Consider the following 23,094-nt stretch of genomic DNA (forward strand, 5'->3'; position numbering starts at 1 on the left):
ATTCCCTTTGCTCGAGATGGATGAGCAATGCACCACGACCGCCGTATCGGACCGCCACCGCTTTCTGCGGCAATGCCTGTCGATCGATCTGGAGGTCAACCCCAGGACGGCGCGGATCTTTGCCTTCGCCGCGGTCCGTCACGGCATGGACGGGGCGATCCGCGCCGAAGAGGGACAGCTTGAGAAGGGGCTCGATCGTCTGGAAGAGGCGCTCGACGGCATCGCGCACCCGATCGGGCATAATTTCCTGCGGCACGATCTGGCGCATCTCGTGGCTGCCCGGCCGCGCCTGTCGCGGATCATGCAGGCGCCCATCGACACGCTCTGGCTGAACCCCCTCGCCTTTCCGCGCAATCCCTATCACCATCTGGTCAAGCATTATCAGGACGGGCGCCTGCAGGCCGGCCATGTGAACGACCCCGAGCTCGATGCGAAGCTGGTCTTCCAGGTGCTGGAGAACCAGCTCAAGGCCTTCAGCGACCTGAATGCCCAGACGCCCGATGCATTGACCGCCTATCACTGGCTGACCACGCGCAAGGATCTGAGCCGGGGATTCGACGCGGTGTTTGGCCATGTGCGGGGCGCCGGGCTACCCTCTCGGGAACAGGCCTTCGCCGCGATCCGCCGCCTTGCGGAAGGCAAGACCTGCAAGCAGCGCCTCGAGCAGGAACTGGACCGGCTGGCCAGCCCCGACCGCGGCTGGCCGATGGCCTATGCCCTGTCCTGGATCTCGGTCGCCGGCGGGGATTCGGTCATGCCGCCCTGGGTTCGGGCCCAGTTCAGGGAGGCCTCGCTGATCGTGCGAGAGCTGAGGGACGGCTCCTGCCAGGATCCCGGATGCGGATGGTGCGCGGAACAGAACGACCCGGTCAAGGCGCTCCGGCGCTGGTTCGGCTTCGATGCCTTCCGGCCGCAACCCGCCGACGAGAGGGGGCGCTCGCTTCAGGAACGCATCGTCGGCGAGGCGATGGACGGGCGGAACCTGCTGGGCATCCTGCCCACGGGCACCGGCAAGTCCGTCTGCTACCAGATCCCCGCCCTGTCGCGTTTCGACAGGACCGGCGCCCTTACCGTGGTCATCTCGCCCCTGGTGGCGCTGATGGCCGATCAGGTCCAGGGGATGGAGCGGGCCGGGATCTCTTCGGCCGTGACGATCAACGGGATGCTGTCGATGCCCGAGCGCAAGGACGCGCTCGACAGGATCCGCATGGGCGATGCCGCGATCCTGATCATCTCGCCCGAGCAACTGCGCAGCACCTCGATCCGCTCGGTGCTGCAACAGCGGGAAATCGGTCTCTGGGTTCTGGACGAGGCGCATTGCATCTCGAAATGGGGCCACGACTTCCGGCCGGACTACCGTTATGTCGCGCGCTTCATCCGCGAAACCGCCGGGGACGGGCCGCCGCCGCCGATCCTTTGCCTGACCGCCACCGCGAAGCCCGAGGTCGTGCGCGACATTCGCGAGCATTTCGAAAGCCGCGTCGGCGTCGAGCTGTTGCTTCTGGACGGCGGTGCCACGCGAGACAACCTGAGTTTCGAGGTCCGTCCGACGGGGAAAGAAAGGAAACTGGCCGACATCTTCGAAGTGATCTCGGACATGCTGCCCGCCGAAGGCCGCTCGGGCGCCGTGGTCTATTGCGCGACCCGGAACGCGACCGAGCGGGTCGCCGCGTTTCTGAAGCACCAAGGCATGGCGGCCGAGCATTTCCACGCCGGCCTCGGCGCCGACGACAAGAAGGACATCCAGGAACGCTTCCGAACCGGAGAATTGCGGGTCATCGCAGCCACCAACGCCTTTGGCATGGGGATCGACAAGCCCGACATCCGCCTGGTCGTGCATTGCGACATTCCCGGCTCGCTGGAGAACTATCTGCAAGAAGCCGGGCGGGCCGGGCGGGACCGGGCCGATGCCAATTGCGTGCTGCTTTATGCCGCCGACGACATCGAGCGGCAATTCCAGCTTTCGGCACGCTCGCGCCTGGCCCGGCACGAGATCGGCGCGATCCTGCGGGCGATCCGCCGGATCGACGAACGCACCCGCAAGACCGGGACGGTCGTCGCCACCTCGGGCGAGATCGTCCGCGAGGAAAAGGACCGCGAGTTCCAACGCGACAGCGCCACCGAAGACACGCGGGTCAAGACGGCGGTGTCCTGGCTCGAAGAGGCGGTGCTGCTGCGGCGCGAGGAGAACCGCGTCCAGATCTATCCCTCCTCGCTGAAGATCCGCACGCTCGACGAGGCCGAGAGCCGCTTGCGCGAGGCCCAGATCACCGAGGCCCGGCGCAAGGCCCTTGTCGCCATCGTCCGGCATGTGATGAACGCGCCGCCGGACCAGGGCATCTCCAGTGACGAGCTTTGCGGCGCGAGCGGCCTCACGCCGGGCCAGCTGAACAAGGCCATGGCCGATCTGGAGACCCTGGGCATCGCCAGCAACGATCTGGCGATCACCGTCTTCGTCCATATCGGCATCGAAGGGCATTCCGCCGCCCGCCTTGCCGAGGCGTCGGATCTGGAGAAAACCCTGATCGCGCTGATGCGCGAGGCGGCCCCCGATGCCGGGCGGTCCGAACCCGTCCCGCTGCACCTGTCGGAGACCTGCCAGACCCTGCGCGACAGGGGGTATAAGGAGGCACGCCCCGACATCGTCGAAAAGCTGCTGCGCGGCATGGCCCGCGACGGACGGGACCAGGATGGCGGCCGTGGCAATATCCGGCTGAGAAAGGCGTCGCGCAACACGCTTGCGGTCGCGCTCGAACGGTCCTGGCGGATCATCGAGCAGACGGCGGAACTGCGCTGGAAGGCAGCGGCCGTTCTGCTTGGACATCTGGCCGGCAAGGTCGGCAAGGGGATCCGGGGCAAGGACATCCAGATCGAAACGAAGATCGGCGATCTCCTGAACGCCATGGCCGCGGATATCGAGCTGAAAGCCAGCGGCGTCAGGGACAAGACCAAGCTCATGGAACGTGCGCTTCTGTGGCTGCACGAACAGGGCATCGTGACATTGGGCAAGGGGCTCATGATCTTCCGCCCGGCGATGACCGTCCACCTGAACCCCAAGGGCGGACCCTTCACCAAGGAACATTTCCTGCCGCTCGAGGAACATTACACCGAGCAGACCGTGCAGACCCATGTGATGGCCGCCTATGCCGAACGCGGCCTGGTCGACATGAACGAGGCGGAACGCCTGTCCGCGGACTACTTCACCCTGGACCAGGACAGCTTCCTGCACCGCTGGCTGCCCGGTCGGGGCCAGGACATCCGCCGGCAGACGACCGGCGCCTCCTGGAAGGCCATCGTCGAATCGCTGGGAAACCCGGTCCAGCAGCGGATCGTCACCGATACGCGGGAAAAGACCAATGTCCTGGTGCTGGCCGGTCCCGGCTCGGGCAAGACGCGGGTGCTGGTGCATCGCATCGCCTTCCTGCTGCGGATGCGCCGCGAAGATGCCCGCGGCATCCTGGTGCTGACCTACAACCGCCATGCCGCCATCGAGATAAGGGCGCGCCTGCGCCATCTGGTCGGCGACGATGCAAACGGCGTCACCGTCTCGACCTGCCATGCCCTGGCCATGCGCCTGGTCGGCGCCAGCTTCACCGGCCAGAAATCCGACGACCGCGATTTCGACGGCATCGTCATGGAGGCGGACCGCCAGCTGAACGGCGAGGGCCTGGGCCGGGCCGAGGCCGAGGCGCAGCGCGATGCGCTGATCCAGGGCTATCGCTGGATCCTGGTCGATGAATACCAGGACATCGGCCCCGAGGAATATGCGCTGATCGCGGCGGTGGCGGGCCGGTCGCTGGACGACCCGGACCTTCAGCTCAGCCTGTTTGCGGTCGGGGACGACGACCAGAACATCTATGCCTTCGCGGGGGCCTCGATCGACTACATCCGCAAGTTCGAGGAGGACTACCGCGCCCGCCCGGAATTCCTGGTCGAGAACTACCGCTCGACCCGGAACATCGTCGAGACCGCGAACGCCGTCATCCGGCCGGCGCGGGACCGCATGAAGGCCGATCGCGACATCACCATCGACAGCGGCAGGGTGATGGAGCCTGCGGGGGGTGTCATGGCCCGGCATGATCCCGTCGCCCAGGGTCGCGTCCAGCTGCTGGACTGTCCTGCCGGTGAAATCCCCCACGCCATGGCCGCGCTGGACGAATTGATCCGGCTGTCCCGCCTCGATCCCGAATTCTGTTGGGACCGGGCCGCGATCATCGCGCGGCAATGGAAGCGGCTTGGCCCCGTCCGGGCCTATGCCGAGACGCTGGGGATCAAGGTCGAGCTGGCCAGCGAAAAGCCCCCCGGCCTCTGGCGCCTGCGGGAAATGCAGGCCCTGGTTGCGGACCTGCGCCGCGAACCCGGCAGGGTGATGACGATCGCTGATATCCTGGATCTGCTGAACGCGCAGACACCGAGCCGGTGGATCGACCGCATCGCCGAGGGCATCGCGGCCCTGGCCCGCGAGTTGGGAACAGGCGCGATGCCGGCGCTGGATGCCATCGAATGGCTGGCCGAATGGTCGCGGGACAGCCGGGGCGAACAGCGCGGATTGCTTCTGCTGACCGGGCATCGCGCCAAGGGGCTGGAGTTCGACCACGTCGTGATCCTGGACGGCGGATGGGAAAACGCCAACCGTGGCGAGGATCAGGACGCCCCCCGCCGGCTCTTCTACGTTTCCATGACCCGCGCGCGCCAGACGCTTGCCATGACCACCACCGGCCGGCATGCGTTCCTGCAGCCAGGGGGCGACGGCATCCTGCACCGCCCGGTGCGCGTGGATCTCGGAAATGGCCTGCCGCCCGAAAGGCATTACGAACTGCCAAGCCTCGAGGCGGTCGATCTGTCCTTCGCCGGTCGTCTTGCGCCGGGACATCCCGCCCATGCGGCCATTGCCAGCGCCCGCTCCGGCGACGAGCTTCACTTGATCCGCGAGGATGGTCGCTGGAGCCTGCGCGACCGTCGCGGCCGCCCGCTTGGCCGCATGGCGAAAGCCTGGCAACCACCCGAGGGCATGACCTTCCTGAAAGGTTCCGTCGGTGCCGTCGTGCGCTGGCGGAAGACCGACAACGAGGAGGCCTACAGGGAATGGATCAAGCGGGACGAATGGGAAACCATCCTGCCCGAGCTTGAATTCACCCGCGATTAAACGGGGCAAGGCTTGTTCGCCCTGTCCAGATTCGGAGGCTGGATCGCCCCTGCCCCTTCCGCGATCAGATGGTGAAACCCTCCAGACCTCTCCAGGCGGATATGCGCGACGACGGGCGGACGCATGCCTTCATGGCCAGCACCATCGCGCTTGGCCGCGCCGGGGGCCATCGCCACGCCGCTTTCGAAAGCCGATCGCCCGGTCAACGCCGGATCGAGATTTCGGGCGAGAGGGCGAACTGATCTCCTCCAGTTCTGGCGCCGGCACGCAGCTGGAACTGCCCATTTCGAGCGTTCGACATGAGTTGGGTGATCTCGGTGCCGACCTCGAACGACGGGTGCCGGCTGCCACTGTCCGCCGGTCCGGCTGCCGGAGCCAACTGCGCCGACCTGGCCTGCTTCGAGGGCCGCGAGCGTGACGCGGCGCGCCCTGCCCCGGCGTCATAGGCGGCGCCGGCGTCACCCCGCCGGACGGTCTGGTGCGGCTCAAGCAGCTGCTTGCCGCGCAGGTGATGGCGGTCCGCTCCCTCGATGCGAACGACCTGGCGGCCCGGAACGACAAGGGAGGGTGGTGACATGCGCATTCTCGTGACCGCCGATCTTCACCTCGCCTTCTGGCTGCAGGCCGGCCGCGATCCGCTCGCGGCCCTTGATGCGGAGTTGCTCGCCTCGCTCGATGCGCTGATCGTCGCAGGCGATCTTTCGAACAAGCCCAAGGTGCGCTGGCCGCATATGCTCCGGCACCTGGGTCGCTATGTCGAGCCCGGCCGGAGCCATCTCCGGCCTGGCAACCACGACTATGACGACCATGCGCTGGACGGCGACGACTCGCTGGCAGCGATCTGCGCCGGGGCCGGGGAGCATTCCTGCAGAAGGCGGAACTCGTCCTCGGCAACCTGCGCTTCCTGTGCTGCACGCTCTGGACAGATTTCGCCCTGCGCGGCGATCTGCGCCTGGGCGATGATGGCGGCGCAGCGTGACGATTGCCGCTATCGCATCAGCTAAGGCTACCGCCGACACGACGCTTGCCCATGCCGATCACCGGACATGGCTGGAAGGGCGCCCTTCCCCGGCCTCACCATCGTCGTCGCCCATCACTGTCCGCATCCGGGCCTGATCGGCGGGCGGCGCAGTAATCTGGATCCGGTCTATGGCTCGGATATGCTACCGCTCATCGAGCGATATCAGACCAACAAGGCTCCGATCATATCAATGATACAATTACTGCCTCCCAGGGGTCCGTGCGCCGCTATACCGTGGAATATCGCCTCGTGAACTGCAGGGCTTGAAGTGTCATGTGCAGCACTGCCAAGACAATGATAATGGCCGGGTCCATTTCCATGGCACTCATCCACGGTTTTCGAGGCCATGCATCCGGTTACGCTTACGCCGGGCATGCCGGAAATATTGTTCAGGAATGCATTTCCCCCATGCTCCGGTGCCGAGGTGGCTTGGCAAGCACCATGATCGGCCTGCAGAAGGTGTTGCTGACGGTCCCGTATTCCCCATGGCAATCGATCTTCTCGCTTCCACCGCTGGCAATCTTGAAAACACCGGGCGCCACCTCATTCGCCATCAGGATGTCGGGAAGGCTGACGGCGATAGCTGTGGCTTTTGCCAAATCACCTCTGATGATCATTTCCATCTTTCGGCTGGAACTTTCCCTACCAGTTATATTCGAGGAGGAGACACCTCTGGACAGCGGAAACCCGTGGACAGCCATCAGCTTCCACAGCAAGAAAGCAGGAGGAGGATTATCGAAAAACTCTATGAATCACCATATGCCTGGACGAACATCGCCTCGTTTCACCGGAAAATCAGATCCCAGCACGGCGATGCTCACCGCAGACCAAGCTCGGTTGGGGGGATAATAGCCATCCAGAAGGTCGTTTCGTTTCCGAACATCGCGCCGACAGCGGCAAAGAAGGCAATAAGGCGACGGAAACGGCCTTCCCGCAGCTCGAATTCGTGCTGGCCACGACGGGCAACGTGCAGACCCAGGTCAACAACGTCGAGGATCTGATCGCCCAGCAGATCGACGCGCCAGTGATCCTCCCGCTGGCCGAGCCGGTCAAAGCCGCCAAAGCACGCGGCATCTTCTTTCAGTACCAATGCGACATCTGCTGCGCGTCATCCTCTGATCCGGTCCCAGGATGTCGGGATAGGAATGACCCTAACAGGCTGCTGAAAAAGGATTTTGAGAGGGCGACGCAGCAGAAATCGTTCTGGATCCAGCTGATATCGGCCCGAAAATAGGGTGTTTTCGGCAAATTTGAGGCGGATTTCCCGGTTCCCCGCCCGCGCTGTCCTGTCGCAAGGACCTTTTCAGCAGCCTGCTAAGTTGCCCACAGAGCCGCTCCCCTAGTTCTTGCGCTTCATCTGCAGCCCGGCAGCCTTGGCCGGGTTGCACCACTCCCGAATTGATCCCCTGGTGACAGATACGCCGCCGCCCGGCGATATCACAGAGGCGTTACGGCGCGCTCTGGTCCAACGGCTGGTCGCGACAGGATGATGCGATGTGCTTGACCGGAATTCTTCCCGGATCGCGGCGAGAAGGATATGGCTGCAACATAAAAAGTGGATGCGCCGAGAATCAGCCAGCGCAGCACCCTGTTCACGGCGGCCGTCGAGCGGATTCCACTTGATTCAACAGCGGAGAGGTCAATGCGGCTTTCGCAAATCAGGTCGCCTAACATTCCGGCGAGAGGCGCCGATTATCCACAATGACATTCCCCTGAGATCGTTACCGAAACAGCGGCCGGGCTTCATGTCAACTGCAGGCATCCGCCCGCCCAAATCGCCGACATGATAAAGTGGCACTTCACCCTATTTGTCCTCATTCGGTTTGGGGACGGCTCCTTCGGCCACCAGGATCTCATGCGCGGCCTTGAAAGCGTCAAGGCCTGCCGGGATACCGCAATAAGCCGTGGCGTGCAGCAACGTAGCGCGGATCTCGTCCACGGTGACGCCGTTGTTCAGCGCCCCCCGCACATGCAGCTTGATCTCGGGGGTGCGGCCAAGCGCGGTCAGCATGGCAAGGTTCAGCAGGCTGCGCGTCTTGCGGTCCAGGGTTGGATCGCCCCAAGCCCAGCCCCAGGCCCAAGCCGTGGTCGCCCGCTGGAACGACATCATGAAGTCGTCCGCCCGCTGCATCGAGCCATCGACATAGTCCGCGCCGAGCACCTCGCGCCGGATCGGCAGGCCCTTGTCGAACAATTCCTGGTCTTCGGCCATCGCGATATCCCTTCTCGCTTGATCATTCGCCGGCCTCCTAGCCGACCTGCATCAGGACGACGGTTCCGAAACGCCTTCCACGACCACGACATGCGCCTCGCATGCGCCGTCCCGGCGAGCACGGGCTTCCCGTAATTCCGGGGAATGAAAGCAGGCGCGGGCGCGGGCCAAGTCGGGAAACCGGATCACCACATGGCGCTGGAGAGCCGGGCCTTCCAGGGTCTCGGCTGCCCCACCCCGGACCAGAAACTCGGCGCCGAACTTCGCGAAAGCCGCGGGCGCCAGCGCCTGGTATCCGGCATAGGCCTCGGGATCGAGAACGGTCACATGGGCGATCCGATAGGCGCTCATTGCCCCATCCTCTGGTCATCCTCGTTCGCCGCATGCAGCAGCTTGCTTGCGATTTCCGCGGTTTCGGTCAGGTGCTCGCGCACGGCTTCGCCTGCCCGGTCCGGGTCTTGCGCGAAAATGGCCTCGGCAATGCGCTGCATCCGGGCCTGGCCCGATACATGCCGGTCGGTCGAGGCCAGCGTCAGCGCCCGAAGCCGCGAAATGCGCCCATTGAGGCGCTGGACGATCTCCCAGGCGATGTGATGCCCGGCGGTGACGAAAATGACCTCGTAGAACCGCGTCGTCGCATCGTAGAGCACCTGGGGATCGTCGGATAGAAAGGCCTCCTTGAGGCGCTGAAGCGCGGCCTGCAGATCGGCACGGGCGGACGTGTCGAGAAGCCTGGCGCAAGCCGCCGCCGCCGCCGCCTCCAGCCGGAGACGGATGTCATAGATCTGCCGGGTCTTGTCCCAGTCGAGGGTAGCGACGATCGGCCCTTGCCGGGGCTGGATCTCGACCAAGCCCTCGGCCTCCAGATAGCGGATCGCCTCGCGGATGACGGATCGCGAGACACCCAGTTGATCGACCAGCGTCCGTTCGACGAGCCGGTAACCGGAAGGGAAGCGCCCCGACATGATCGCGGCCCGCAAGCGCTCCACCGCAAGTTCGCGAAGCGTCTGAGGAACGTGCTCGATGCGCAGGCTGGCATGTTGTTCGTTTGTCATGGTGCCAGATTAACGCGGCTGGAATGCCAAGACAATGTCTTATTGACATATGGAATGTTGGTATACCACCTTCCGGTCATCGAATTGCTCTGGGGACTGCCATGATAGCGGAAATCCGCAAGACCTTGCTGAATATCGAGACCACGCTGAGCGAAGGCGGCCGCACCGCGCCGCAGCCTTTGAAGCTGATCACTGCCGCCGCCGTGCTGAAGAATCCCTGGGCGGGGCGCGGCTATGTCGACGACCTCAAGCCGGAAATCCACGCCGTCGCCCCGATCCTGGGCGAATTGCTGACCACTATGGTGATCGAGGCCGCCGGCGGCGGCGACAAGGTCGAAGCCTAGGGCAAGGCTGCGGTGGTCGGCCTCGATGGCGAGGTCGAGCATGCCAGCGCGCTGATCCATACCCTGCGCTTCGGCAACCAATACCGCAGCGCGGTGGGTGCGAAGTCCTACCTGGCCTTCACCAACACCCGCGGCCCGGCGCACGCCCCGATCATGATCCCGCTGATGGACAAGAACGACGAGGGCCGCCGCTCGCACTATCTGGCGATCCAGTTCGCGATCCCGGATGCCCCAGCCGCCGACGAGATCGTCGTCGCGCTCGGCGCCTCGGTCGGCGGGCGCCCGCATCACCGTATCGGAGACGCCATCAGGACCTGAAGGATCTGGGTCATGATGTCTCGAACCCTGCCGCTGTCTGACGGCGCCTCCGTCCGGCTGATCGAGGCCGGGCGCGGCGATCCGCTGCTGCTGATCCACGGCGTCGGCATGCGGGCCGAGGCCTGGGAGCAGCAGATGGCCGCCTTGTCGGCGCATCACCATGTCATTGCCGTCGACATATGCCGGGGCACGGCGCTTCGTCCCTGCTGCCGGCGGCTGCGCGCCTGCCCGATTTCGTCGCCTGGGCGGCGCGACTGGTCGAGGCGCTGGACCTGGGTCCGGTCAATCTGGCCGGCCACTCCATGGGCGCGCTGGTTTCGGCGGGCCTGGCGGTCGAGCGTCCCGACCTGGTCCGGCGGCTGGCATTGCTCAACGCGGTCCATCGCCGCTCGCCCGAAGCTCGCGCCGCCGTCCTGGCCTGCGCCGACGAGATCGCGCGCCGATCCGCGCTGGCTGCAGGCCGCCTTCACCTCGGCCAAGATCGCCGCCATCGTCATGGTGCTGTCCGTCGCCATCGGCCTGCTGGCCTCGCTGGCGCTGGTGCGCGGCCGGTTCCGCGGGCGGGCGGTGCTGCGCGGCTTCTTCCTGACCCCGATGGTGCTGCCGGTGGTCATCATCGCGGCGCGCTTTGCGCCGCCTTCCTACGGCTGGGGCTGAACGGCACGCTGGTGGGCTTTGTCATCGCGCATCTGATCGTCGCCCTGCCCTTCGCGATCATCACCATCTCGGGCGCGCTGGAAACCTTCGCCCCCTCCATCGAGGATGCCGCGATCCTCTGCGGCGCCAGCCCGTGGGAGGCGCGCTTCCGCGTCACCCTGCCGGCCATCAGCCACGGCCTGTTCTCGGCCGCCATCTTCTCGTTCCTGATCTCCTGGGACGAGGTGGTGCTGGCGATCTTCATGGCCTCGCCCAAGCTGCCGACCCTGCCGGTCAAGGTCTGGACCACGCTGTGCCAGGACCTGACGCCGGTGATCGCCGCCGCCTCGACCCTCCTCGTCCTTCTGACCGTGGTCCTGATGATCGCGGCCGCCCTGATCCGCAAAGGCAAATCCCGATGACCAGCCCCTACCTGCACATCAACGGCATTCGCAAGACCTTCGGAGACGTCGTTGCCACCGACCATGTCGAGCTGGAAATCGGCGAAGGCGAGTTCATGACCTTCCTCGGCCCCTCGGGCTCGGGCAAGTCGACGACGCTTTACATCCTGGCCGGTTTCCAGGATCCGACAGCGGGCGACATCAGGCTGCGCGGCAAGACCATCCTGCAAACGCCCTCGCGCACGCGCAACATCGGCATGGTGTTCCAGCGCTACACGCTGTTCCCGCATCTTTCGGTGGGCGAGAACGTGGCCTTTCCCCTGCGCGTGCGCCGCGCGCCGCAAGCCGAGATCGCCGCCAAGGTGAAGCGCGCCCTGTCGCTGGTGCGCCTGGACGGGTTCGAGGACCGGATGCCCGCCAACATGTCCGGCGGCCAGCAGCAGCGCGTCGCCCTGGCCCGTGCGCTGGTCTACGATCCGCCGGTCCTGTTGATGGACGAGCCCTTGTCCGCTCTGGACAAGAAGCTGCGCGAGGAAATCCAGTATGAGATCCGCCGCATCCACCAGCAGACCGGCGTGACCATCCTCTACGTCACCCACGACCAGGAAGAGGCGCTGCGCCTGTCCGACCGGATCGCCGTCTTCAACCGCGGCAGGATCGAGCAGGTCGGCACCGGACCCGAGCTTTATGCCAGTCCCGCCACGCATTTCGTGGCCGATTTCATCGGCGACAGCGCCTTCCTGGCCGGAGAGCTGGCCGAGGTGAAGGACGGCCGGGCCACGCTGCGTTTCACCGATGGCACGGTGCTGGCCGATGTGCCGATGCACGGCGCGGGCGCGCGGGGCGGCAAGGCCGAACTGATGCTGCGCCCCGAACGGATCGACCTGTCTGACACGATGGGCCCGCCGGGCGCCTCGCTGCCCATCACGGTAGAGGACGTGACTTTCCTGGGCAACAACAGCGCCGTCACCGCCCGCACCGGCTGGGGCGACCCGCTTTATATCCGGCTGAACTTCGGCCATCCGATGATGGGCAGCGTCTCGCGTGGGGACAAGCTGCATGTGCGCTGGCAACCGCAGGATGCCCATGCCTTCAGCAAAGAATGACGCCCGAGATCGGAATTCCCTCCAACCCGCCGGCTTGCAACACGCGCCCGCCCGCAGCGGAAACCGCGATGCTTGACCTGAACGATCCCTCGCTGCTGACCGGCAGCGCCCTCATCAACGGCTCATATGTGCCGGGCGACCGGGTGTTCACCGTGACGAATCCCGCAACCGGCACGGAACTGGCACAGGTGGCCGATCTGGGCGTTGCCGCGCTTCGCCAGGCCGTCGACGCCGCCCATGCCGCGCAAAAGCCCTGGGCCGCGCGCACCGGCAAGGACCGCGCGACGATCCTGCGCCGCTGGCATGACCTGATCATGGCCAACCCGGAGGATCTCGCCCTCATCCTGACCGCCGAGATGGGCAAGCCCCTGGCCGAGGCACGGGGCGAGATCGCCTATGGCGCATCCTATGTCGAATGGTTCGCCGAAGAGGCCAAGCGCGTCTACGGCGACACCATTCCCGGCCATATGCCCGACAAGCGCATCATCGTGCTGAAGCAGCCGGTGGGCGTCGTCGGCGCGATCACGCCCTGGAATTTCCCCAACGCCATGCTGGCGCGCAAGATCGCCCCGGCTTTGGCGACAGGCTGCACCATGGTCGCCCGGCCCTCGGAACTGACGCCGCTTTCGGCCCTGGCGCTTGGCGTTCTGGCCGAGCATGCGGGGATTCCGGCGGGGTCCTGAACATCGTGCCCGGCCTTGATGCCGCCGGCATGGGGGCCGAGCTTTGCGCCAATCCCAAGGTCGCGAAGATCACCTTCACCGACTCGACCCGCGTGGGCAAGATCCTGATGCGGCAGGGCGCTGATACGATCAAGGAGCTGTCGCTGGAACTCGGGGCAACGCGCCCTTCATCGTCTTCGATGACGCTGACCTGGACGCGGCGGTCGAGGGCGCCATGGCGGCCAAGTTCCGCAATGCCGGCCAGACCTGCGTCTGCGCCAACCGCATCTATGTGCAGACGGGGTGCATGACTCCTTCGTCGAAAAGCTGGCTGCCAAGATCGCGGCCCTGGCGGTCGGCGACGGTCGGGCCGAGGGCATCGCGATCGGTCCGCTCATCAACGACGTGGCGCTGGCCAAGGTGGAGGACCATATCGCCGACGCCCGCAGCCATGGCGCGACCATCGCCACCGGCGGCACACGGCATGCGCTGGGCGGCCGCTTCTTCCAGCCGACCGTGCTGTCAGGCATGACGCCCTCAATGAAGATCGCCCGCGAGGAAACCTTTGGCCCCGTCGCCCCCATCTGGCGCTTCGAGACCGAGGATGAGGCGGTGGCGCTGGCCAATGCCAGCGTATTCGGACTGGCGGGCTATTTCTTCTCGCGCGACCCGTCTCGCGTCTGGCGCGTGGCCGAGGCACTGGAGGTCGGCATGGTCGGGGTGAACACCGGCCTGATCTCGACCGAACTGGCGCCCTTCGGCAGCGTCAAGCAATCCGGCCTCGGCCGCGAGGGCAGCCATTACGGGATAGAGGATTACCTCGAGATCAAATGCATGTGCCTGTCGGCCTAAGCTACTTTGGCAGATTGCAGTCCTGCGAGCGTTTTGAGGATCTCCCTGTTCGGTTTTGCGGGATTCATGGGGTCGATTGTTGCAGGCACCGGCCAAGAACATGGATTGGCAAGTCGATCCGCAGCGGTGGCTTGAGCCGTTCATCACGGCCTTACGCGCGCGGATCTATCCGGCCTGTATGGCCAGGCTGATTGGTCCTGGGGATCGCAAGAGCATCCAACCGATGGCGCCGCGTGCCGCAGGCGCAAGCTATGACCCACTTCATCGCTGGCTTGTGGGATGCCGCGCCGTTGGAGGCGGCGCTGCCTGCCGAGGCCGAACAGACAAGTCGGCGGGGACGATGCGTGGCTGATTGTGGATGACACCGCGCTCCTCAGGAAGGGATGCCGGGCGGCCGGCGGCGCGCCGCAATATGCCTCGGCGCGCGGCAAGAATGCCAACTGCCCCACGCGGGTGGCGCAGACGCTGGCCTGGGGCGAAGTGCCGGTCACCGCGATTGTTGGCCATACTGCCCAGAGATTCAGGCTGAGGGCGAGAATACCGTAGATGCAGGAGATCGAGACGACATGAATGAGGAAATCAGACACGGCTTGCCTCGCTGACGAAAATGCCCTTGGGGTGGAACAGCAGGATGGCAACCAGCAGCGCGAAGGAAGCCGCAGGTGCATAGCTTGCCGGCAGGAAGAAGAAATCCCTCCCGATCAGCAGACCATAATTGAGATTGGTGATCAGCGTTTCGGCCGCCGCGATAATGACGGCTCCCACCACCGCACCAAAGGCGTTCCCCAACCCGCCAAGGATTGCCGCCGCAAAGACCGGCAGCAGCATGTTGGTCCCCATGTCGATGCTGACCGATCCCCTCAGCGCCAGCATCGCGCCGCCAAGTACGGCGAGAACGCCAGACAGGAAAACGACGAAGCCGGTTACCTGCCCGATGTTCACCCCGGCGGCGGCGGCGAGGACGGGGTTGGTCGAAACCGCGCGCATCTCTCGCCCGAGCGGCGTGCGGAACAAGAGCAATGCAAAGCTCAACAGCACGACCAGCGCCAGGCCGCCGGTGATCATCTGCATCTCGGTCACGCGCACACCCAGGATCCGGGTGGCAGGCGCAACGGGAACCGCGAAGCGCTGCGCCGACAGAACATGGCCAACGCGAGCGACCCGGTCAATGCGATCGCGGACTCCAACCGCAACAGCCGCTCGAAGATGAGGCGGTTGCACAACCAGGCCAGCACGCCCGCGGACAGCGCCGAAACCGTGATGGCCAAAGCCAGGGAAAACCCATGCCTTTGCAGCGCTATGCCGGTGCACAAACGCGACGTTTGGAAAGCAGGTCAAGGATTAGGCCGCCGTCAGGTTGACCGCGATGACATCCCGCCAGTTCTCGGGTGCCATCTCGGGGACCAGCCCCATCTGGCCGACGATGCCCGCATTGTTGAAGGCGCCGTCCAGCGCACCGAATTCCTGCAGCGCAAGGCCGGCCAGCACATCGGCATAGCCTTCATCCCTGACGTCGCCGGCCAGAACGCGGGCTCAGCCGCCGTCCCGGTTGATCGAGGCCGCAAGGGTTTCCAGTTCCGCCGCCCGGCGCGCGGCCAGCGCCAGGTTGGCACCCTCGGCGGCAAACAGCGTGGCTGCGGCTGCGCCGATCCCGCTGCTGGCGCCGGTGACGATGATCGTCTTGCTCGTCAGTTCCATGATCCGTTCTCCTGAATAGTGGCCCATGGGTGTCCAGCCGCGGGGCCGCCCTGGCGGCTTCCCGTTCCTTGCCCTCGAAAGGCGGCGGCTCATAGCCTGCGGGCGATGTCCGCCGCGATCCGCTGAAGCGCGGCATCACCCGGATGCGGAAGCTCGCGATAGGTCACTTTCTCCTCCGGGATGTATCGCCTGGAGGTGATGTCGTCCTTCTCGACCAGCGGCACCAGATGGGCATGGGCATGGGCATGGGCATGGACGACATCGCCGCCGGTGAAGGCGAAAGCGACCCGCTCGACATCGAACAGCGCCTTCAGGATCCTGGCAAGCCTCTGCGCCAGCCTCATGATGTCGGTGGCAATGTCCGGCGGCAGCTCATCGAAGGTTTCATAGTGCTCAATGGGGATGATCTGCAGATGTCCCGGCCGGGTCGGCCCGATATCCACGAGGCGCCCAGCCGTTCGTCGCGGAAGACCTCATGCGCCAGCCCCCGGTTGCGGGCGACCCGGCAGAGCAGGCAGGACATCGCGTTCACCCCTTCCCAAAGCCCGCGCTTTTACCCGATCATGTCGCGTCGTGGAAGATGATCCCCAGCGTGTGGCGCCGGCCGCCTCGGACGGTGCTGACGCCGTGGCGCATGTTCACGCGGTAATCGCCCCGGTTGCCGCGCACCGGGCGGTGATGCACCGCGAAGGCGACGGCGTCGCCCTGGCGCAGCGGCACAACCTCGGCCCGGCTCTGCATCCGGGGGCGCTGTTCGGTCAGCACGAACTCGCCGCCGGTGAAATCGCGCCCAGGCTCGGACAACAGGAAGGCCACCTGCAGGGGAAAGGCCAGCTCGCCGTAAAGATCCTGGTGCAGGCAATTGAAATCGCCCGGCCCGTATTGCAGCAAGAGCGGCGTCGGACGGGCCTGGCCGGCCGCATGGCACTGCTGCAGGAACGCGTCCAGCGTACCGGGATAGCGGGTGCCGATCTCCATGCGCGCGTTCCAGCCATTCGCCACCGTCGCCAGATGCGGATAAAGCCCCGCGCGCAACTCCGCCACCAGATCCGGCAGCGGATAGCCGAAATAGCGGTATTCGCCCTGGCCGAAACCGTGCCGGGCCATGTGGATATGGCTGCGGAAATGGCCCTCCTGCGGATAGAGCGCCGCCAGCGCGCGGCATTCGGCCGCGATCAGCAGACCGGGCAGGACCGCGCTGCCATGCCGATCCAGCTCTGCCCCGAAACTCGCCCAATCCCGTGCGGCCAGCCGGTCCTGCAAGGTCGCCAGGGCGCTCATGCCTGCGCCTCTTTCTCCAGCAGCGCACGCTTGCGCGGGACGCCCCAGCGATAGCCCGAGAGGCCGCCGTCGGTCCGCACCACGCGGTGGCAGGGGATGGCGACGGCGATGTGGTTCGCGGCGCAGGCCCCGGCCACCGCGCGCACCGCCCGCGGCGCGCCGATGCGACGGGCGATCTCGGCATAGCTGGCGGTCCGGCCCGCCGGTATATCGCGCGACGCTTGCCAGACGCGGGTCTGGAAAGCCGTCCCGCGAATGTCCAGCGGCAGGTCCAGCCCGATCCCCGGCGCCTCGACGAAGCCGACCACCTTCGCGACCAGCGCCGCGAAATCCGCGTCGTCACCCGTCAGCCGGGCCTGCGGAAAGCGGTCCTGCAATTCGCGCACCAGCGCATCGGGATCGTCGCCCAAGCTGATCGCGCAGATGCCCCGGCCGCTTTGCGCCACCAGGATCGCGCCAAGCGAGCATTGCCCCACCGCGAAACGGATATCGGCATCCCGGCCGCCCTGCCGGTAGGCCGAGGGGGCCATGCCGAGCATCCGCGGCGACTGTTCGTAAAAGCGGCTGCTGGCGTTGAACCCGGCGGCATAGATCGCATCGGTGACGCTGGCGGCCTCGGGCAGTTCCGCGCGCACGCGCCCCGCCCGATGCGCCGCCGCATAGGCCCGCGGCGTCAGCCCGGTGATCGCCTTGAACTGGCGGTGGAAATGATGCGGGCTCATCCCGACCTTCTTGGCCAGATCGTCCAGCCGCGGCACCTCGTCCGCCCGTTCGATGATCCGGCAGGCCTCGGCGACGATGGCGGCATTCGCCTGCGCCGACGACGGGCCGCGGGGATTGCAGCGCAGGCAGGCGCGGAAGCCCGCGGCCTCGGCCTGGTCGGGCGTGTCGAAGAAGGACACGTTCTGCGGCTTCGCCTTGCGCGAGGGGCAAGAGGGGCGGCAATAGACGCCCGAGGTCCGCACCGCATAGACGAAGGCGCCGTCGCAGGCCGGATCGCGGGCAAGAACGCCTTGCCAGCGCGGATCGCGTTCGGTTTCGGTTTCAGTCGTCATCGCCAGTTCCATCGCTCGGCTCCTTCCATCACATATGTCGCGATGATAGGCGCCGCCAGCATCGCGTCGCTTCCCGCCCCTTGCTTTCAAATCCGCGACCGGGCGCCGACGGTCCCGGCACGGCTACCCCCCGGCGACGGGGTGCGCCCCCGCCCCGCCCGGCTGCGAGAGGATGTCCGTGGCACGATGATCGTCCCCGACCCCGTCGATCAGGATCACATCCCCTTGGGAATTGCGGGTGCGCAGCGGCAGGATCGCCTGATAGGCCGGCGAGGCATACCAGGCGCGGGCAGCCACGCGGTCGGGAAAGCCGATGACGATCAGATCCCCCGGCCAGGCGCCCTCCAGTTGTTCCTTGTCGCCGCCATGGATCAGGAACCTGCCTCCGAACGGCGCGAGCGTGGCGTCGATGGCTTCGAGATAGGCAACGATATCGGGGCCCATCTCGACCTGATGCAGACGGGCAACGGCGTAGCTGGTCATGAGTAGATCTCCTTCTCCGATGTGATTGGTTGAGTGCCGGCCGATGGCGTGGCGCACCAAACCCCGGCCCGGCTGGAAAGCCGGCAACCGCCGCCCGGCCGATGAACGGTCCAACGACCGCTCGACATGATCGGGCCCGTCGCCGGCGGGACGATGGCGGTCGTCTGCGCCGCCTTCATGGGGAACGGGCGGAATGCCCGGACCCGATACCTATTTTCCGCCGGATTTCCCGGCCCAGGCCTTCCAGGCCGAGCCGATGGCGAGGCCCAGCGCCAGCCCTATGCCGACGCCAATCCCGATATTGTCCATCGCGCTGCCCACACCGGCGCCAATCCCCAGGCCCAGCGCGATCCCGATAGCGATTTTCCTGTTGCGCATCACCGCCCCTTTCCCAGGCCGATGGGTCCGGCCTCCACCCTGGCTTTCAGTGCCGCGTTCATCCTGTCGAAATCGCCGGCAAACCGCTTCACGTCGATGAACCACAGCAACACGCCGTGAAAGCTCTCGCCATGGACCAGCCGGGTGCCGCCCCGGCGCCCGTCGAGGATGAAGTAATGCTCGCCGTCGAAGACGCGCGGCAGGAACAGGCGGCCAAGCCAGCGCAGCTCCCTTGCCGGCGCGACCTTCAGCACGACCGGCCTGAAGGTCATCTCGCTGCCGGTTTCCGGGCGCATCCTGTTGACGAGCGTTGCGCCCTCGGCCAGCTCGCCTTCCATCGACAGGATGAAGGGATTCCAGTCGCGATGGCTGCCCGGATCGCCCAGCAGCGCCCAGACCTGCGCGGGCGTGGCGTCGATCTCGACCTCCGTGATCACCTCCTGCCGCGGCGCGAACAGGAACGCCGCCGCCAGCAGGGCGGCCACCAAGGCGACGGCAAGCAGGATGGTCATGGCGTTCCTCCGCATTGGCGCTGTCCGTGGACAAGACATAGGCCGCGCAGGGCAGAACGAAAATTGACGAATGACGTAGGGAAGATATACAAAATCGTATGTCTGGTCGTGTCGATAGCTGGGATCATTGGCGCAGCTTTCTTGCCGTGGTCGAGGAAGGCAGCCTGTCGGGGGCGGCCAGGGCCCTGCGGCTGACCCAGCCGACGGTAGGCCGTCACATCGACGCGCTCGAGGATGGGATCGGGGCAAGGCTCTTTACCCGGTCGCGCGGCGGCCTCGATCCAACCCAACTGGCGCTGTCGCTGGTGCCGCAGGCAAGGGACATGGCCGTGATCGCGGATGACCTGGTCCGCACCGCCTCGGGCGAGCGGGACGAGGCGCGCGGCACCGTCCGGCTGGCGGCGATCGATATCGTCGGAACCTTCGTGCTGCCGCCGATGCTGGCCGACTTCCGCGATCGCCATCCGGGGATCGACATCGAATTGGCGCTGTCGACCCGCAACGAGAACCTTCTGCGCCGCGAGGCCGACATCGCGGTGCGCATGGTGCGCCCCGAACAGCAGGCCATCGTCGCGCGCCATGTGGGGCTCATCCGGGTCGGCCTGTTCGCCCATCGCCGCTATGTCGTCGCCCACGGCCTGCCCGAGACGGTCGAGGCGCTGTTCTCTCACCCGCTGATCGGCATCGACCAGGAAGAGGGCCTTGTCGCCGGCATATCCTTCGGCGGCCACCCGCTCACGCGCGAGAGCTTCGCCTTTCGCTGCGACAGCGCCGTGGCCCAGCTGATGGCCGTGAAGGCCGGCTTCGGCATCGGCGCCTGCCACCTTGGGCTTGCGGCCGATGAGCCGGACCTGGTGCGCGTGCTGCCGGACGTGGTGGAGTTCGGCTATGAGATGTGGGTCGCCATGCACGAAGACCTGCGCGACACGCGCCGGATGCGACTGCTGTTCGACCACCTGGTCGAAAACCTCGCCGCCTATGCGGCAATGCAATAGCTTCGACAGGCTTGAGCCGTTCAGGGCGCCCCCGGTGCAGGCCGGTCAGGGCCGAAGAACACAGGTGCCCCCGGACGCCATCGCCCCGCCGAATGCGATTACACGGTGGCTGCGGGCGCGAAGAATGCGCTGGATCATGCTGGACGGTCGGAAGCCCCGCAGGCTTGGGCCATACCGTTCCTGCTGATCGTTCCCGGTATCCTTCCGGGGCCTCCGCGGGACCAACCTGGTCCCGGCCCCGTCGCGGTCGTTGCCGATGCGGCCGGGCTGAGGGCCGGCAGCCTTCGCGTGATAGTTTCGGCCGCAGGCAAGGGAGTTGACGATGGGAATTTCGAACGACGCAGACAGGTAAGCCGCGACAGCCTGGAAAACTGTCGCGGCGTGCCGTCAGGCATGATTCTCCTCTGCTGGCAGGACGCCGCTTGACCTTCAATCAACGCGGAGTTTTGTTATACTTGCAAACCGGAGTGGCCATGCGGCCATCGGGCTTTCATCCCTGTTTCTGGCCTCGCTGGTGCTGTTCACCGACGACTATGTCATCGCCGGCATCCTGCCCGAACTGGCCCGAGACCTGGCCGTCAGCGAGGGCCTGGCGGGCCAGTTGATCACCGTCTTTTCGGTGACGGTCGCAATCGCGGCGCCCCTATGCGCCATCCTTCTTGCAGGGCTCGGGCGCAAGCCCCTGATCCTGGCGGCCCTGCTGCTATTCGCCTGCGCCAATCTGCTGGCAGCATTCGCTTCGTCCTTCGCCCTGTTGATGGCAATGCGGGTCGCCGCGGCGCTTTGCGCGGCGGCAACCACGCCATCGCTGTTCGCCGTCGCAGCCTCGATGGCGCCAGAGGAAAAGGCCGGGCGCTACATCGCCGTGATCAGCCTTGGCGTCACCGGCTCGATCGCCTTCGGTGTGCCTTTGGGAACGTGGATCGGGGCCGCCTTCGGCTGGCGATGGACCTTCGGTTGCATGGCGATGGGCGGCCTGCTGGCCGCCATCGCGATAGGGCGACTGCTGCCGAGGTCGGAGCGTCAGCCGGCTTCGGACCTGAAGGCGCTGCTGGTTCCGCTGATGTCGCGGCCTTTGCTGCTCGGCTTTCTGGCGAATTTCCTGAACATGGCGGCAAGCATGATGCTTCTGACCTATCTCGCACCGGTTCTGCTGGCACTGGGCGATATCGGCCCGCAGCAAAGGGGGCTGGTCTTCGGCCTGTCCGGCTTTGCCGGGATGGCGGGGGTCTGGCTCGGCGGGCGCGCGATTGATCGCCGGAGCGCGTTTCGCGCCCTGATCATAGGGATGACGGCCTTTGCCATCGCCATGATCGGGCTGACGATCTTCTGGGCCTTGCGGCCCGTCCCGCTGCCCGGCCTGCTTATGGTAGTCGCCCTGTGGGCGGGATCGGCGTTCTGGAACGCGCCGGCCATCGCGGCAAGGATCATGGGCCTTGCCGGTGGGGCCGCGCAGCAGGCGATGGCGCTGAACACCAGCTTCACCTATCTCGGCGTGGCTTCTCGGCGGCATCCTTGGCGGCATTGTCCTCGATCTGGCCGGCGTCGCGTTCCTCGCGCCGGTTTCTCTGACGCTTGCCACCCTGGCCGTGGGCGTGCTGCACATGTCCCGCGGAAGCTAGCGGCGCGAAGCCCCCTGCCTTCGGGCCGGCCCCTGGTCCATCCTCGTGTCGGCCGAACGGTCGATAGGGTCTGCCTGCCGATCCCGACCTCGCCCTTCGAGATCGCAAGGTAGCGCAATGGCTGATTTCCCCACCTTTGCGAATGCACCGGCCTGCCGCCGGTAGCACCTAAAATCGTTTGCGCACAGACAAAGACAGGCAGGCTTGGGCGGCTGACGGCAACCGAAGCTCGCAATGAACGAAGGGACAGGCCATGAAGACGATCCTTGTTGCGGTTGATCCTCAGCACGATGCCGACCGGGTGCTTGCCCGCGCCGCCCAGCTGTCCGAACAGCACAAGGCAGCCGTGGTCGTCATGCACCTGCTCGACGATATGGGCGTCATGGAACCCGAAATGCGTGCCGCGGCAGGGCGGCATGCCCGTGCGACGCTCGAGACGCTCATCGACGCCCCGCGCTTTGCGAGGGCGCCGACCCTGAGGGTCGAGTTCGGAATACCGCATCGCTGCGTGACAAAGGCAGCGCATGAGCTGTCGGCCGACATCGTCGTGATCGGACCAGGGCAGCCCTCGACCCTGCTCCAGCGCGTGTTCGGCTCGACCGCGGATCGCATTGTGCGTATGGCATCAGTTCCGGTGCTTGTTGTCCGCGGCGAGCATGCGCGGCGATATGGCACCGTGGCCGCCGCCATGGATTTCTCGCCCTTGTCGGAGGCAGCTCTGGAAGCGGTCCGGGGGCTGGCGCCGGATGCACGGATCACCCTTGTTCACGCCTATGAAGCGCCTCTTCCCTTCGAGCAGGCGATGCTGCAGGCCGGCACCCTGCCAGACGATGCCGAACATTTTCGGCGGTCCAGGATGAACGATTGTCGCCGGCAACTGCTGGACCTGGCGCGATCCCATGGCCGCGAAGAGAACGTCCTGATTCTACAGGGGGCTCCCGGTGCCGCACTTGTGGAATTGTCCCAAGGCGGGCGCGTGGACCTTGTCGCCATGGGAACGCAAGGGCGAAGCGCGACCGCGGAGGTCTTGTTGGGAAGCGTCGCCAGGCGGCTGCTTTCGGAGGCGGGTTGCGATGTGCTGGTCGTTGGACCAGCGCGCGAATAGGACAGTGGCCGCGCCTGCCGGCAGAGCCCGCATAGCCGGGTCGAACGCTTGCTTTCGGGCAGCGGCGGACGGGACGACATGGTCTCTGGCGCGAAACGATGGGGAAGATCGGCGGGCGGCCCGCAAATCTGGACCTTTTGGCAGAATTGCGCCATGGTCGCCTTCTTCCGGGCGCTGCGTCGGAAGCCGGGACGCATCGCCGGCACAAGGTG

Annotated in this window: 20 protein-coding genes and 5 pseudogenes; 11 read left to right on the top strand and 14 right to left on the bottom strand. The window is 66.0% G+C overall.

Going from position 1 to position 23,094, the window contains the following annotated elements:
- The first annotated feature begins 16 nt into the window (after positions 1 to 16).
- On the top strand, positions 17 to 5,146 hold the full coding sequence (locus FE811_RS11680) for a RecQ family ATP-dependent DNA helicase (protein ID WP_116221215.1): 5,130 nt from the start codon (positions 17 to 19) through the stop codon (positions 5,144 to 5,146).
- 202 nt (positions 5,147 to 5,348) lie between these two features.
- Here FE811_RS11680 and FE811_RS27440 read toward each other — a convergent pair whose 3' ends face one another.
- Positions 5,349 to 5,723 (bottom strand): hypothetical protein, encoded by a 375-nt coding sequence (locus FE811_RS27440; RefSeq protein WP_166435415.1) that lies wholly within the window; start codon positions 5,721 to 5,723, stop codon positions 5,349 to 5,351.
- A gap of 10 nt (positions 5,724 to 5,733) precedes the next feature.
- On the opposite strand from FE811_RS27440, the gene FE811_RS11685 reads away from it, so the two are divergent.
- The gene (locus FE811_RS11685; protein ID WP_181180855.1) at positions 5,734 to 6,150 is read left to right on the top strand and encodes a hypothetical protein; all 417 of its coding nucleotides are present in this window, start codon (positions 5,734 to 5,736) and stop codon (positions 6,148 to 6,150) included.
- Between the two features lie 406 nt (positions 6,151 to 6,556).
- Here FE811_RS11685 and FE811_RS11690 read toward each other — a convergent pair whose 3' ends face one another.
- The 5 genes from FE811_RS11690 to FE811_RS11710 form a co-directional block, all read right to left on the bottom strand.
- Positions 6,557 to 6,790 carry a hypothetical protein gene (locus tag FE811_RS11690; RefSeq protein WP_116221217.1) on the bottom strand — a complete coding sequence of 78 codons (234 nt, stop codon included), beginning with the start codon at positions 6,788 to 6,790 and terminating at the stop codon, positions 6,557 to 6,559.
- Between the two features lie 194 nt (positions 6,791 to 6,984).
- The gene (locus FE811_RS27445; protein ID WP_166435417.1) at positions 6,985 to 7,257 is read right to left on the bottom strand and encodes a hypothetical protein; all 273 of its coding nucleotides are present in this window, start codon (positions 7,255 to 7,257) and stop codon (positions 6,985 to 6,987) included.
- Positions 7,258 to 7,971: 714 nt separating this feature from the next.
- Positions 7,972 to 8,379: a carboxymuconolactone decarboxylase family protein gene (locus FE811_RS11700; protein WP_036752673.1), complete on the bottom strand. Its 408-nt coding sequence runs from the start codon at positions 8,377 to 8,379 to the stop codon at positions 7,972 to 7,974.
- 51 nt (positions 8,380 to 8,430) lie between these two features.
- Positions 8,431 to 8,730 (bottom strand): DUF1330 domain-containing protein, encoded by a 300-nt coding sequence (locus FE811_RS11705; protein ID WP_116221218.1) that lies wholly within the window; start codon positions 8,728 to 8,730, stop codon positions 8,431 to 8,433.
- Positions 8,727 to 9,368 carry a GntR family transcriptional regulator gene (locus FE811_RS11710; RefSeq protein WP_370362674.1) on the bottom strand — a complete coding sequence of 214 codons (642 nt, stop codon included), beginning with the start codon at positions 9,366 to 9,368 and terminating at the stop codon, positions 8,727 to 8,729. Before FE811_RS11710 ends, FE811_RS11705 begins: the two co-directional genes overlap by 4 nt.
- Before the next feature lie 167 nt (positions 9,369 to 9,535).
- On the opposite strand from FE811_RS11710, the pseudogene FE811_RS11715 reads away from it, so the two are divergent.
- From FE811_RS11715 to FE811_RS28255, 6 genes and pseudogenes are all read left to right on the top strand, one after another.
- Positions 9,536 to 10,137, top strand: a pseudogene (locus tag FE811_RS11715) (amino acid synthesis family protein).
- A gap of 138 nt (positions 10,138 to 10,275) precedes the next feature.
- A pseudogene (locus FE811_RS28250) lies at positions 10,276 to 10,422 on the top strand (alpha/beta fold hydrolase); the annotation flags it as partial.
- A 342-nt stretch (positions 10,423 to 10,764) separates the two neighbouring features.
- Positions 10,765 to 11,154 carry an ABC transporter permease gene (locus FE811_RS11725; RefSeq protein WP_208861594.1) on the top strand — a complete coding sequence of 130 codons (390 nt, stop codon included), beginning with the start codon at positions 10,765 to 10,767 and terminating at the stop codon, positions 11,152 to 11,154.
- On the top strand, positions 11,151 to 12,239 hold the full coding sequence (locus FE811_RS11730) for an ABC transporter ATP-binding protein (protein ID WP_116221714.1): 1,089 nt from the start codon (positions 11,151 to 11,153) through the stop codon (positions 12,237 to 12,239). Before FE811_RS11725 ends, FE811_RS11730 begins: the two co-directional genes overlap by 4 nt.
- A gap of 68 nt (positions 12,240 to 12,307) precedes the next feature.
- Positions 12,308 to 13,753, top strand: a pseudogene (locus tag FE811_RS11735) (NAD-dependent succinate-semialdehyde dehydrogenase).
- A 100-nt stretch (positions 13,754 to 13,853) separates the two neighbouring features.
- Positions 13,854 to 14,242 (top strand): annotated as a pseudogene (locus tag FE811_RS28255) (transposase); the annotation flags it as partial.
- 90 nt (positions 14,243 to 14,332) lie between these two features.
- On the opposite strand, the gene FE811_RS27875 reads toward FE811_RS28255, so the two are convergent.
- The 8 genes and pseudogenes from FE811_RS27875 to FE811_RS11770 all read right to left on the bottom strand — a co-directional run bounded on the left by FE811_RS27875 (position 14,333) and on the right by FE811_RS11770 (position 19,160).
- The gene (locus FE811_RS27875; RefSeq protein WP_244295122.1) at positions 14,333 to 14,824 is read right to left on the bottom strand and encodes a branched-chain amino acid ABC transporter permease; all 492 of its coding nucleotides are present in this window, start codon (positions 14,822 to 14,824) and stop codon (positions 14,333 to 14,335) included.
- Positions 14,825 to 15,094: 270 nt separating this feature from the next.
- Positions 15,095 to 15,544 (bottom strand): annotated as a pseudogene (locus FE811_RS27880) (SDR family NAD(P)-dependent oxidoreductase).
- Entirely contained in the window at positions 15,541 to 15,894 is a 354-nt protein-coding gene (locus FE811_RS11750; protein ID WP_116221221.1) for an HIT family protein, read from the bottom strand. The pseudogene FE811_RS27880 and the gene FE811_RS11750 overlap by 4 nt, the downstream one beginning before the upstream one ends.
- A gap of 118 nt (positions 15,895 to 16,012) precedes the next feature.
- Positions 16,013 to 16,732 carry a 2OG-Fe(II) oxygenase gene (locus FE811_RS11755; protein ID WP_116221222.1) on the bottom strand — a complete coding sequence of 240 codons (720 nt, stop codon included), beginning with the start codon at positions 16,730 to 16,732 and terminating at the stop codon, positions 16,013 to 16,015.
- The gene (gene ada, locus FE811_RS11760; protein ID WP_208861528.1) at positions 16,729 to 17,787 is read right to left on the bottom strand and encodes a bifunctional DNA-binding transcriptional regulator/O6-methylguanine-DNA methyltransferase Ada; all 1,059 of its coding nucleotides are present in this window, start codon (positions 17,785 to 17,787) and stop codon (positions 16,729 to 16,731) included. The genes FE811_RS11755 and ada overlap by 4 nt, the downstream gene beginning before the upstream one ends.
- Positions 17,788 to 17,910: 123 nt before the next feature.
- The gene (locus FE811_RS11765; RefSeq protein ID WP_116221224.1) at positions 17,911 to 18,270 is read right to left on the bottom strand and encodes a DUF1330 domain-containing protein; all 360 of its coding nucleotides are present in this window, start codon (positions 18,268 to 18,270) and stop codon (positions 17,911 to 17,913) included.
- Between the two features lie 210 nt (positions 18,271 to 18,480).
- Positions 18,481 to 18,648 (bottom strand): hypothetical protein, encoded by a 168-nt coding sequence (locus FE811_RS27455; RefSeq protein WP_166435418.1) that lies wholly within the window; start codon positions 18,646 to 18,648, stop codon positions 18,481 to 18,483.
- Positions 18,648 to 19,160, bottom strand: coding sequence for an SRPBCC domain-containing protein (locus tag FE811_RS11770; RefSeq protein ID WP_116221225.1), 513 nt, complete (start codon positions 19,158 to 19,160; stop codon positions 18,648 to 18,650). Before FE811_RS11770 ends, FE811_RS27455 begins: the two co-directional genes overlap by 1 nt.
- 98 nt (positions 19,161 to 19,258) lie before the next feature.
- Here FE811_RS11770 and FE811_RS11775 point away from each other — a divergent pair, with 98 nt between their 5' ends.
- From FE811_RS11775 to FE811_RS11785, 3 genes are all read left to right on the top strand, one after another.
- Positions 19,259 to 20,155, top strand: a complete 897-nt coding sequence (locus tag FE811_RS11775; RefSeq protein WP_116221226.1) for a LysR family transcriptional regulator — start codon at positions 19,259 to 19,261, stop codon at positions 20,153 to 20,155.
- 502 nt (positions 20,156 to 20,657) lie between these two features.
- Complete coding sequence (locus FE811_RS11780) at positions 20,658 to 21,890, top strand: MFS transporter (RefSeq protein WP_255469716.1); 1,233 nt, start codon at positions 20,658 to 20,660, stop codon at positions 21,888 to 21,890.
- A gap of 140 nt (positions 21,891 to 22,030) precedes the next feature.
- Positions 22,031 to 22,882 carry a universal stress protein gene (locus tag FE811_RS11785; RefSeq protein ID WP_140847674.1) on the top strand — a complete coding sequence of 284 codons (852 nt, stop codon included), beginning with the start codon at positions 22,031 to 22,033 and terminating at the stop codon, positions 22,880 to 22,882.
- Positions 22,883 to 23,094 lie beyond the last annotated feature (212 nt).

This window comes from Paracoccus sp. FO-3 (assembly GCF_006386455.1).
Lineage (GTDB): Bacteria > Pseudomonadota > Alphaproteobacteria > Rhodobacterales > Rhodobacteraceae > Paracoccus > Paracoccus versutus.